Below are 12,610 nucleotides of genomic sequence, written 5' to 3' on the forward strand. Positions count from 1 at the left end.
AAAAAGAGCTTGACATTAAACGGCTGAACATGATATAGTATAAGAGTTGCTGCTGAGACATTAAACGGCGCCAACGAGAACTTGATCTTTGAAAACTGAACAACGAGTGAGTAGGAAATCACGAAAGTGAAATCCAAAATTAGAGAATTAATTTTCTCGTCAGATGTTTCAAAATGAGCATATCGCTCTTTTCAATACTAATTGGAGAGTTTGATCCTGGCTCAGGACGAACGCTGGCGGCGTGCCTAATACATGCAAGTCGAGCGGAGTTACTTTGAAAGCTTGCTTTCAAAGTAACTTAGCGGCGGACGGGTGAGTAACACGTAGGCAACCTGCCCCTTAGACTGGGATAACTACCGGAAACGGTAGCTAATACCGGATAATTTCTTTTTTCTCCTGAAGAAAGAATGAAAGACGGAGCAATCTGTCACTGAGGGATGGGCCTGCGGCGCATTAGCTAGTTGGTGGGGTAACGGCCCACCAAGGCGACGATGCGTAGCCGACCTGAGAGGGTGAACGGCCACACTGGGACTGAGACACGGCCCAGACTCCTACGGGAGGCAGCAGTAGGGAATCTTCCGCAATGGACGAAAGTCTGACGGAGCAACGCCGCGTGAGTGATGAAGGTTTTCGGATCGTAAAGCTCTGTTGCCAGGGAAGAACGTCCGGTAGAGTAACTGCTATCGGAGTGACGGTACCTGAGAAGAAAGCCCCGGCTAACTACGTGCCAGCAGCCGCGGTAATACGTAGGGGGCAAGCGTTGTCCGGAATTATTGGGCGTAAAGCGCGCGCAGGCGGTCATTTAAGTCTGGTGTTTAAACCTTGGGCTCAACCTGAGGTCGCACTGGAAACTGGGTGACTTGAGTACAGAAGAGGAAAGTGGAATTCCACGTGTAGCGGTGAAATGCGTAGATATGTGGAGGAACACCAGTGGCGAAGGCGACTTTCTGGGCTGTAACTGACGCTGAGGCGCGAAAGCGTGGGGAGCAAACAGGATTAGATACCCTGGTAGTCCACGCCGTAAACGATGAGTGCTAGGTGTTAGGGGTTTCGATACCCTTGGTGCCGAAGTTAACACAGTAAGCACTCCGCCTGGGGAGTACGGTCGCAAGACTGAAACTCAAAGGAATTGACGGGGACCCGCACAAGCAGTGGAGTATGTGGTTTAATTCGAAGCAACGCGAAGAACCTTACCAGGTCTTGACATCCCTCTGAATCCACTAGAGATAGTGGCGGCCTTCGGGACAGAGGAGACAGGTGGTGCATGGTTGTCGTCAGCTCGTGTCGTGAGATGTTGGGTTAAGTCCCGCAACGAGCGCAACCCTTAACTTTAGTTGCCAGCAGGTAAGGCTGGGCACTCTAGAGTGACTGCCGGTGACAAACCGGAGGAAGGTGGGGATGACGTCAAATCATCATGCCCCTTATGACCTGGGCTACACACGTACTACAATGGCCGGTACAACGGGAAGCGAAACCGCGAGGTGAAGCCAATCCCATCAAAGCCGGTCTCAGTTCGGATTGCAGGCTGCAACTCGCCTGCATGAAGTCGGAATTGCTAGTAATCGCGGATCAGCATGCCGCGGTGAATACGTTCCCGGGTCTTGTACACACCGCCCGTCACACCACGAGAGTTTACAACACCCGAAGTCGGTGGGGTAACCCGCAAGGGAGCCAGCCGCCGAAGGTGGGGTAGATGATTGGGGTGAAGTCGTAACAAGGTAGCCGTATCGGAAGGTGCGGCTGGATCACCTCCTTTCTATGGAGAATCGTCTTCTGCAATGAAGACATTCAAATCGGAAGTTAAACTTCCAAATCTCAGGTTTAGGCCTGTTACTCACTCGTTGCTCAGTTTTGAGAGTTTAAGCTCTCAAGTAAAACTTGATCCTTGAAAACTGGATACCGAAACGAATTTGCGTTTTAGAACATCTTTTAGCAACTTGTGCAAACAAGTAAATGTTATTAGTGAGATTTTTCTTAGGAAAAATCAAGGTTAAGCTAATAAGAGCACACGGAGGATGCCTAGGCGCCAGGAGCCGACGAAGGACGTGGCGAACAACGAAACTGCCTCGGGGAGCTGTAAGCAAGCTTTGATCCGGGGGTGTCCGAATGGGGAAACCCAGCTGTGGTAATTCGCAGTTACTCATCTCTGAACACATAGGAGATGTAGAGGCAGACCAGGGGAACTGAAACATCTAAGTACCCTGAGGAAGAGAAAACAATAGTGATTCCGTCAGTAGCGGCGAGCGAACGCGGAACAGCCTAAACCTAAGAGCTTGCTCTTAGGGGTTGTGGGACGTCTCACATGGAGTTACAAAGGAATATGGTAGGCGAAGAGGTCTGGAAAGGCCCGCGATAGAGGTAAAAGCCCTGTAACCTAAACTGTGTTCTCTCCGAGACGGATCCCGAGTAGTGCGGGGCACGTGAAACCCCGTATGAATCCAGCAGGACCATCTGCTAAGGCTAAATACTACCTGGCGACCGATAGTGAAACAGTACCGTGAGGGAAAGGTGAAAAGCACCCCGGAAGGGGAGTGAAATAGAACCTGAAACCGTGTGCTTACAAAAAGTCAGAGCCCTATCTATGGGTGATGGCGTGCCTTTTGTAGAATGAACCGGCGAGTTACGTTTAACATGCAAGGTTAAGTCGAGAAGACGGAGCCGCAGCGAAAGCGAGTCTGAATAGGGCGATTTAGTATGTGGACGTAGACCCGAAACCGTGTGATCTACCCCTGTCCAGGGTGAAGGTGCGGTAACACGCACTGGAGGCCCGAACCCACGCATGTTGAAAAATGCGGGGATGAGGTGGGGGTAGCGGAGAAATTCCAATCGAACTCGGAGATAGCTGGTTCTCCCCGAAATAGCTTTAGGGCTAGCCTCGGTATAAGAGTAGTGGAGGTAGAGCACTGATTGGGTGCGGGGTCCGCAAGGATTACCAAGCTCAGTCAAACTCCGAATGCCATATACTTATTGCCGGGAGTCAGACAGTGAGTGCTAAGATCCATTGTCAAAAGGGAAACAGCCCAGACCATCAGCTAAGGTCCCCAAGTGTGTGTTAAGTGGGAAAGGATGTGGAGTTGCACAGACAACCAGGATGTTGGCTTAGAAGCAGCCACCATTGAAAGAGTGCGTAATAGCTCACTGGTCGAGTGACTCTGCGCCGAAAATGTAACGGGGCTAAACACACCACCGAAGCTATGGCTAGATACGTATGTATCTGGGGTAGGGGAGCGTTGTATGTGGGTTGAAGGTGTACCGTAAGGAGCGCTGGACAGCATACAAGTGAGAATGCCGGTATGAGTAACGAAAAGATCAGTGAGAATCTGATCCGCCGAAAGCCCAAGGTTTCCTGAGGAAGGCTCGTCCGCTCAGGGTAAGTCGGGACCTAAGGCGAGGCCGAAAGGCGTAGTCGAAGGACAACAGTTTGAAATTACTGTACCACCGTAATCCGCTATGAGCGATGGGGTGACGCAGGAGGGTAGTGACGCGGACTGATGGATATGTCCGTCTAAGCAGTGAGGCTGATGTGTAGGCAAATCCGCACATCATTAAGGCTGGGCTGTGATGGGGAGCGAAAATTACAGTAGCGAAGGTCATGATCTCACACTGCCAAGAAAAGCCTCTAGCCAGGAGAAGGTGCCCGTACCGCAAACCGACACAGGTAGGCGAGAAGAGAATTCTAAGGCGCGCGGAAGAACTCTCGTTAAGGAACTCGGCAAAATGACCCCGTAACTTCGGGAGAAGGGGTGCCCCGGTAGTGTGAATAGCACGAGGGGGCCGCAGTGAAAAGGCCCAAGCGACTGTTTAGCAAAAACACAGGTCTGTGCGAAGCCGCAAGGCGAAGTATACGGGCTGACGCCTGCCCGGTGCTGGAAGGTTAAGGGGAGTGGTTAGGGGTAACCCGAAGCTATGAACCGAAGCCCCAGTAAACGGCGGCCGTAACTATAACGGTCCTAAGGTAGCGAAATTCCTTGTCAGGTAAATTCTGACCCGCACGAATGGCGTAACGACTTGGGCGCTGTCTCAACGAGAGATCCGGTGAAATTTTAATACCTGTGAAGATGCAGGTTACCCGCGACAAGACGGAAAGACCCCATGGAGCTTTACTGCAGCTTGATATTGAATTTGGGTACGATCTGTACAGGATAGGTGGGAGCCGTAGAAATCGGAGCGCAAGCTTCGGTGGAGGCGCCGTTGGGATACCACCCTGATCGTATCTAGGTTCTAACCTAGTACCCTAATCGGGTACGGGGACCGTGTCAGGCGGGCAGTTTGACTGGGGCGGTCGCCTCCTAAAGAGTAACGGAGGCGTTCCAAGGTTCCCTCAGAATGGTTGGAAATCATTCGAAGAGTGCAAAGGCATAAGGGAGCTTGACTGCGAGACCTACAAGTCGAGCAGGGACGAAAGTCGGACTTAGTGATCCGGTGGTACCGCATGGAAGGGCCATCGCTCAACGGATAAAAGCTACCCTGGGGATAACAGGCTTATCTCCCCCAAGAGTCCACATCGACGGGGAGGTTTGGCACCTCGATGTCGGCTCATCGCATCCTGGGGCTGAAGTAGGTCCCAAGGGTTGGGCTGTTCGCCCATTAAAGCGGTACGCGAGCTGGGTTCAGAACGTCGTGAGACAGTTCGGTCCCTATCTGTCGTGGGCGCAGGAAATTTGAGAGGAGCTGTCCTTAGTACGAGAGGACCGGGATGGACGTACCGCTGGTGCACCAGTTGTTTCGCCAGAAGCATGGCTGGGTAGCTACGTACGGACGGGATAAGCGCTGAAAGCATCTAAGCGTGAAGCCCCCCTCAAGATGAGATTTCCCAATTAGTAAGACCCCTTGAAGACGACGAGGTAGATAGGTTGGAGGTGGAAGTGCAGTAATGCATGGAGCTGACCAATACTAATCGGTCGAGGGCTTATCCTATACTTAAAACGCAAATTCAATTCGGATTCAGTTTTCAGGCGATTAAGCCTGTAACACGCTTAGAAATTCATTCTCACTTCTGGTGATGAACGAAATTTCACGCGGCAGCGTCTGTTTCACAGACGCATGTTTGGTGGCGATAGCGGAGGGGTTCCACGCGTACCCATCCCGAACACGACCGTTAAGCCCTCCAGCGCCGATGGTACTTGGACCGAAGGGTCCTGGGAGAGTAGGACGTTGCCAAGCACGCAAGACCACTGTTGAGTAATCGACAGTGGTCTTTTTGTTATATCTATTTACTTAACGGATTGTTAAGATTTAAATTTTGTTTGACAGACCACATTGATTAATCCATAATACAATTCATACTAAACATATAAGAATTATAGGGGGAGCGGATTATGTCATATTTTAATGTATCTGTTAAGAAACCGGTTCTGTTGGGGGCGATAGCAGTTTTGCTATTGATGGTAATTGCAGGATGCTCGGGATCTAATAATAAGGCTGCTTCAAATAAAGATGCGCAGGAAAGTGCGAGTCCAGCAACAGCAACTCAGAGTCCTCAAGCGGCAGAGCCGGCAGTAGGAGGAACCTTCGTCTATGGACGCCCTGCATCTGTAACCTCGTTGGATTTGCATAACCAGATTACGTCCAACAATGCTTTTGCAATCGACAAAGTATTTGAATCGTTAGTTGCTTTTGACAGCAAGGGCGAAATTGTAGATTGGCTTGCAAAGTCACATAGTATCAGTGAGGATGGCCTGACGTATACTTTTGAACTTCGCGACGGCGTAAAGTTTTCAAATGGTACGGATGTGACTGCAGAAGATGCTGTATTCTCCCTTGAGCGGCACTTGAAGGTTGGCGGCCCGCTGGCAATATCGGCAAAGGTCGGCACAATTAAGGCGCAGGATAACAAAACGCTTGTTATTACACTTAAAGAGCCTTATACACCATTTATCTCAGAGCTATCCAATTTCTCAAATGGCATCTTGCCTAACAATTTTGGTGGAGTTTCCGAAGAAGAATTCTTTAAGAAGCCAATTGGAACGGGACCCTTTGTGGTTGAATCATGGGATACAGCGGGGGATCTGACCTTTACTAAGAACAAATTCTACTGGCAAGAAGGAAAACCATATATTGATAAGCTTGTTTATAAGTTGATTGAGGATGATAGCCAAGCGATCAACCAGCTGAAGGCTGGGGAAGTTAATGCTATTGAATCTTTAGCGCTGCAAAATGCCAATGAGATCAAAGATGGAGCTGACACTAAAGTAATTACTAACGGCAGTTGGGTGACAGAGCAATTGTTCTTTAATACGCTGGATGAGCATTTCTCGGATGTGCATGTTCGCCGCGCGCTTGCTCTGGCACTTGATCGTGAAGGCTTGACCAAAGCATTAACGTTTGGTTATGCACAAACGGCAAACTCATTACTGCCAACAACGATTCCTTATAACTCCAATGATACAATCAAGGCTCTGAACTTCAATGTTGAGGCAGCCAAGGAGGAGCTTGCTAAATCTGCCTTCCCTAATGGATTCACTACCAAATTACTTGTAGCCTCCGGCAACAGTACAAGAGCACAAGAAGCACAAATTATCCAGGCAGCGGGTCAAACAATCGGGATTAAGATTGAGATTGAATCGATTGAGCTTGCTACTTTCCGTGAACGTTTCTTTGCATATGATTTTGCGGCAATGCTTAATAGCGGTCAAGCGGATTCCCCGGAAGCGAACTCGATCATTGCTTTTCAAACTGATCCGGAAGGCTTCAGCAAATCGTATTGGACGCATTATACGAATGATGAAGTAACGAAGCTTCTATATGAGGGTCAAAAAACTGCAGATGGCGATGCTCGTGCGCAAATCTATACTAAACTGCTGCAGACACTTGCTGATGAAGTACCTTATATTCCGCTTTATTATCCAGATGTCTTGAAAGGTATTCGTTCTTCTGTTGATGGTCTTGTTGTTCTACCTAACGGCAGCGCCCGTTTCGAAGATGTCCACATCAGCCAATGACGAATCTTAAGCAGGTGTTAAATCAACCTAGAGGAAGCAAGGACTCTTACAACTGGCTTGTGATATCACTTATAAAGGCGCTGGCAGTGATCTGCTGCGTAATGATAGCAGTCTTTTTCATCATCCGAATTGTGCCTGGAGATCCAGCTAAAATGATATTGGGAGAATACAGTACCCCTGAGGCGCTCAAGAGTATGCATCATACTCTTGGGCTGGACCTTCCTTTATGGGAGCAGTTCATGCGATTTCTGAAGACGCTATTTACTCAGGGGGATACTGGAAACTCCATTGTTATGGGTACATCAACAAGAGAGTTGATTATGCAGCGTGCCCCTGTCACTTTGTTGCTCATAGTAATGGCGTGTGTGTTGGCGATTTTCGTATCACTTCTGCTTGCTACAGTAGCAGCTACGCATAAGGATAAACTGCTGGATCATTTAATACGTATTTTTCCTACAATAACTTTGGGTATGCCAATCTTCTGGGTTGGCTTACTTTTAATTTTGCTCTTTAGTGTCCGGCTTGGCTGGTTCCCCGTTGGGGGAGTAAGTGAAGGGTGGATTGGAACTTTGCACAGTCTTGCACTTCCAGCAATCACCGTTGCTTTCTCACAGATCCCTACGCTGGTCCGTTCGTTAAGAGCACAGATGCTTGAAGTGTTAGAATCGGATTTTGTAGTTACACTTAAGGGTGCCGGAATACCAAGCAGGGTTATTTTATTTAAACATGTGCTGCGCAATTCGGCTCTACCAACACTGATGCTGATGGGTGTGAATATTTCATATCTAATCGGCGGTACATTGGTCGTTGAACAGGTGTTTGGAATAAAGGGAATTGGCAGTTTGTTATTCACTTCAATTTCGAAACGGGACTTTCCAGTTATTCAAGGAATAGCACTTTACTGTGCGCTAGCTGTTGTGATCATCAGTCTCTTGATTGAAATCATTTCTTGGTGGCTTGATCCCAGAACGAAGGGAAAACAATGAAAACGATAAGACTAGAACCACGATTGTATGAGGCTGGCAAAATGACTAGCGGCTTAAAACGAATATGGAATACCCCTTCACTTCTAGTGGGATTGATTATGTTTGCAGCTCTTATTCTCTTGACTGTGTTCATACCGTATATAAGTCCCTATGATCCCTCCGAGCAAAATTTGAGCGCCTTTCTGCAGCCTCCGTCGGCTGAACACTGGCTAGGAACCGATCAGCTGGGACGTGATCTGTTTACTAGATTGATTTATGCAGCGAGGACTGATTTAAAAATCATGGTCTTGGCAGAAATCATTCCCTTTTGCATAGGTGTGTTCCTAGGAATGCTAGCAGGATATTACGGCAAATGGATTGATACAGTTATTACGCTGCTGTCAGATACGTTGATCGCTTTTCCTTTTTATCTAATCGTCATTATCGTTGCTTTTGCCAGTGGAGCAGGAGAACGAGGCATTTATATTACGTTTATCCTTGTAGGTTGGATTGTCTTTGCCCGTGTAGTGAGAGGTCTTAGCGCATCTTTTCGCAATCAGGAATGGGTGGCATCCGCTCAAACCTTAGGGCTACCCGGAGTAAAAATTATTTTGCGTCATCTGCTGCCCAATGTACTTCCGCAAGCCGTTGTCGTTCTTATGACAGACATGATTGGATTGCTTGTTGCCATTGTTACACTGGGGTATCTTGGGATCGGTATTACACCGCCAACTCCAGACTGGGGAACTATGATCTCAGATGGACAGCCCTTCATCACTACAGCTTGGTGGCTCTCAGCTGTCCCAGGATTTGCAGTGGTGTATACCGGAATAGCTTTGTCGCTCCTAGGTGATGGTTTGGCAGACATATGGAGGAAAAAATGATGTCTATACAACCCATTTTAGAAATAAACGCACTATCGCTGGCAGCGAAGTCAAAAGAGAGATTAGTCAACAATGTTAGCTTTTCGCTGAGCAAAGGGGAGAGTCTAGGATTAGTAGGTGAGTCGGGTTCAGGAAAATCGCTTACGCTGCGTGCAATTCTGGGACTACTTCCAAATGGTGTTGAACAGACAGGTGGCACCATTAAGAGTGACGTAAGCAGTGCGATGGTGTTTCAAGACCCAAGAGGTGCGCTTGATCCACTCTGTATGGTTGTCAATCAGCTGGCTGAAGTCGTGTATTACAGACAGAAAGTTAGTCGAAAGGCTTCGCGAATGATTGCGCTGGAGCTACTCGAAAGGCTTGGTCTCCCTGATTCTTTAAAGAAAAAGGATCGATATCCGAGTCAGCTGTCAGGCGGTCAATGTCAACGGGTAGTCATCGCTTTGGCACTGGCGTGCAAGCCAGGTATTCTTCTCTGTGATGAGCCGACAACGGCGCTGGATGTCACGGTTCAACGACAAATTATTGAAACGATCACGAACCTCCAGCAGGAGCTGGGATTTGCTATGGTTTTTGTAACGCATAATCTCGCGATTGCAGCCAACTTGTGCTCACGCCTATGTGTAATGAAACAAGGGCAGATTGTGGAGCATGGCGCTACCCTTGATATTTTGCAAAATCCATCCGACCCTTACACACAGATGCTGATTGATTCGGTGCTTCCTTTGCCAGAGCTTGAAGGGAGTAGAGACTCATGGAACTAGCCTTACAAATAAAAGATTTAACTGTTCACTACGGCGGATTTACTGCACTGGATTGTATCAATTTGAATCTTGAGCAGCACACCACTCTTGGACTTGTTGGAGAATCCGGTTCAGGGAAATCTACGCTGGCGCGAGTAATTGCTGGACTGATTGCCCCGCATGAGGGGAAGATTCTGTTAGGTACCCAAGAGTTAAAAAAGAAAAGGAGCCGTGAGCAGCGTAAAACAATCCAGATGATCTTCCAAAATCCTGATGCATCGCTGAATCCAAAGCATTCGATTAGGCAAATTCTTTCCGAGCCCTTATTGTTTCATAAAATTGTGGGACGTACGGACGTTGAGCAAAGATGTAAAGAGCTTTTGAACCAGGTTCATTTGGAGCAAAAGGCTTTAGATAAATTCCCGCATGAATTTTCAGGTGGTCAACGGCAACGGATAGCGATCGCTCGTGCATTAAGCGTTGAACCAAATATCCTGATCGCCGATGAACCAACCAGCGCGCTGGATGTATCTGTGCAGCTTAGTGTGCTCGAACTGTTCAATACGCTGAAAGCTGAGCTTAATCTCACCATGCTTTTTATTTCCCATGATCTAGGAGTAATTAATGCAATTAGCGATACGGTAGCAGTTATGCGGCAAGGAAAGCTCGTGGAGCAGAGTCCGAAGGATCAATTCTTCATCCGGCCTAAACATGAATACAGTTACGAGCTGTTGTCGGCAGTTCCTAAAATGCCAAAATCAAGTACATCAGGAGGTTTCTTATGAGCCCAGAATATAATGTACATGTGCCACTTTCAGTGGATGAGTACAATAAGCTTACACAATTGATTTCTACTATCTTGTTTACTGAGCACCCACCAGTTATCATCCCAGCTGAGGCAATTCTGGGGATCGAGGCAGTGGCTGCAGGAATAGCCGCGCCTGGTCGAACCATTGTAAATATAGTAACAGGTCCCTATGGAAGTCTATTTGGAAAGTGGCTTGAACGGGGAGGTGCAACGGTTATTGAAGTAAAGGTTCCTTTTGATGAAGTGGTCACTAGCGACCAAGTTGCTTCCGCAATTAAAGAGTTTAGCCCTTGTGCCCTTTCCTTTGTTCAGGCTGAAGTAGTTACAGGTGGTTCTAATCCGGCTAAAGAAATATTTAAGATTGCAAAGGAGTTCAATCTCATTACTGTGACGGACTCAGTTTCTGCGGTTGGGGGAGAGGCGTTACTGGTCGATGAATGGGGAGTTGATTTTGCTGTGATAGGCGCACAAAAAGCCTTGGCTGGACCTAACGGTGTTAGCGCCGTCAGTATTTCACCACGTGGCTGGCAATTTCTTGAGTCTAATAAAAATGCACCGCGTAACTCCATTCTGTCCTTGCTGGATCTCAAACCTTCGCTGGATGGCACTGCGCCGCTACGGGTTGCTCCAAATATCCCTACTTTAGAGGCTCGAGCTCTGATCCTGGCCTTGACACGAATTGAAGAAGAGGGATTGGAGCAAATCATTCAGCGTCATGAAAGGGCTGCAGCTGCTACATTAGCTGGTATAGAATCCTTGGGGCTTGAGCCTTGGCAAAAGGACAGCAGACATTATTCTACACTGACTACAACGGTTCGGATTGCTGGAAAGCAAGATTTGCAGATCGAAAAACCTATAGGCATTGTGGCTCCAGGAGACGGAGAATTATTTGGCCATCTTTTGCGGATCAATCATTTCGGAACAAATGCTGCTCGGAAAAGTGTGGAGGAAGCCATATCAACACTTGCTGAGTTATTGAAACAAGACCCTGATCAGGCATTACATGCTGTTCGGCTGGCTTGGGGGGAATGAAGATGATTGACAAGCATCCAGAACTGCATACATTCAAGAATATTTATATAGCAGGTATCGAAGGTAAACGTTTTGATGTTGTGATTAAGGATGGTTATTTTTTATCTATAACTGAAATAGAGCCGCAACAAAATAATTCAACACTTACAGGGACAGATCTATGGATTAGTCCAGGTATTATAGATCTTCATACGCATATGGCTTGGACAGACTTTGACCATGCAGATCAATTAAAGCGCGACTCCCAGCAGATCGAAGCCATGCAGGCACAAGCCTTTGAGGCTACTTTAAGGACAGGTGTAACGACTGTACGTGATGCAGGCGGAATTCTGCCCAGCACAGTGCAGCATCTTGTTCAGCAATATCAGCAGCCTTTAAGAGTGCATACCAGCAGCGATATGCTTGGAGCAGCAGATGCCCGTGGACTTAAGCATTTGGAACAACGGATGGCAGAAATCTTTGCTACAGGAGCGGGTTGGATAAAAATCATGGCCACAGGTGGTCTTGGAGCACCTACCGAGAAAGTGGTTGATCCGATCTTTTCCGAAGAAGAATTCGCGTTCATTGTTCGTAATGCACATGCCCACGATAAGAAGGTGCTGGTTCACACCTGGGGTGGAGTGACGATAGACTGGTCCATCCAGGCCGGTGTGGAATCTATAGAGCATGGGATGTTTCTAACTGAAGATCAGGCGGGAAGGCTTGCTAATTCGGGAGTAGCTTTTGTACCTACTACATCCATCTATCGCATTGCTGCAGATCCGAAAGGTGTTCTTGCGTTGAATCCAATCATTTGTGAACGAGCTGCCCGTGCTGCTGAATCACATTCCAAAGCCATTAATTATGCAAAAAGAGAGGGCGTTCGTATTGGATTCGGTACAGATTATGCTACACCCTCATTACATGGTTATAACCTTCAAGAACTGGATACGTTGATTGATTATGGCTTAACTCGCAGAGAAGCGTGGCAGTCAGCTACTAAAAGCGCTGCTGACATTCTAGGGAGCGGTAACGAGCTGGGGCAGATTGCAGAAGGTTTTATTGCAGATGCTGTTGTTTTCAATGTCGATCCATACCAGGCGTATAATGCAGAGATACTTCGAAACAGTATCGTTTCCGTAATTACTGGAGCGAAGGAAGCGGAATTAATTTAGATTCGTCTAAGCTATCTTCTGAAAACAACTGATATCTTTTTCAGTTGTTTTTCTTTTATATTATGGAATGTATATAAGGCAAC

The 12,610-nt window shown here is 47.6% G+C and carries 7 protein-coding genes and 3 rRNA genes; all 10 read left to right on the plus strand.

Going from position 1 to position 12,610, the window contains the following annotated elements:
- Positions 1–198: 198 nt before the first annotated feature.
- The 10 genes from NSS87_RS00050 to NSS87_RS00095 all read left to right on the plus strand — a co-directional run bounded on the left by NSS87_RS00050 (position 199) and on the right by NSS87_RS00095 (position 12,527).
- Positions 199–1,756: ribosomal RNA gene (locus NSS87_RS00050) — 16S ribosomal RNA — on the plus strand.
- Between the two features lie 232 nt (positions 1,757–1,988).
- Positions 1,989–4,917: ribosomal RNA gene (locus NSS87_RS00055) — 23S ribosomal RNA — on the plus strand.
- A 129-nt stretch (positions 4,918–5,046) separates the two neighbouring features.
- A 5S ribosomal RNA gene (rrf, locus tag NSS87_RS00060) occupies positions 5,047–5,163 on the plus strand.
- The 16S, 23S and 5S rRNA genes sit together here, the layout of an rRNA operon.
- A 155-nt stretch (positions 5,164–5,318) precedes the next feature.
- A complete protein-coding gene (locus tag NSS87_RS00065) occupies positions 5,319–6,941 on the plus strand; it encodes an ABC transporter substrate-binding protein (RefSeq protein WP_339244171.1) in 1,623 nt (540 codons plus the stop codon).
- The gene (locus NSS87_RS00070) at positions 6,938–7,927 is read left to right on the plus strand and encodes an ABC transporter permease (protein WP_339244172.1); all 990 of its coding nucleotides are present in this window, start codon (positions 6,938–6,940) and stop codon (positions 7,925–7,927) included. Before NSS87_RS00065 ends, NSS87_RS00070 begins: the two co-directional genes overlap by 4 nt.
- The gene (locus NSS87_RS00075; RefSeq protein WP_143764167.1) at positions 7,924–8,790 is read left to right on the plus strand and encodes an ABC transporter permease; all 867 of its coding nucleotides are present in this window, start codon (positions 7,924–7,926) and stop codon (positions 8,788–8,790) included. The genes NSS87_RS00070 and NSS87_RS00075 overlap by 4 nt, the downstream gene beginning before the upstream one ends.
- Positions 8,787–9,554: an ABC transporter ATP-binding protein gene (locus NSS87_RS00080; RefSeq protein ID WP_231573369.1), complete on the plus strand. Its 768-nt coding sequence runs from the start codon at positions 8,787–8,789 to the stop codon at positions 9,552–9,554. The genes NSS87_RS00075 and NSS87_RS00080 overlap by 4 nt, the downstream gene beginning before the upstream one ends.
- The gene (locus NSS87_RS00085; protein WP_042183794.1) at positions 9,545–10,318 is read left to right on the plus strand and encodes an ATP-binding cassette domain-containing protein; all 774 of its coding nucleotides are present in this window, start codon (positions 9,545–9,547) and stop codon (positions 10,316–10,318) included. The genes NSS87_RS00080 and NSS87_RS00085 overlap by 10 nt, the downstream gene beginning before the upstream one ends.
- Complete coding sequence (locus tag NSS87_RS00090; RefSeq protein WP_042183796.1) at positions 10,315–11,373, plus strand: aminotransferase class V-fold PLP-dependent enzyme; 1,059 nt, start codon at positions 10,315–10,317, stop codon at positions 11,371–11,373. Before NSS87_RS00085 ends, NSS87_RS00090 begins: the two co-directional genes overlap by 4 nt.
- Before the next feature lie 2 nt (positions 11,374–11,375).
- Positions 11,376–12,527 carry an amidohydrolase family protein gene (locus NSS87_RS00095; RefSeq protein WP_042183798.1) on the plus strand — a complete coding sequence of 384 codons (1,152 nt, stop codon included), beginning with the start codon at positions 11,376–11,378 and terminating at the stop codon, positions 12,525–12,527.
- Positions 12,528–12,610: the final 83 nt, after the last annotated feature.

This window comes from Paenibacillus sp. FSL F4-0243 (genome assembly GCF_037963295.1).
GTDB lineage: Bacteria > Bacillota > Bacilli > Paenibacillales > Paenibacillaceae > Paenibacillus_AQ.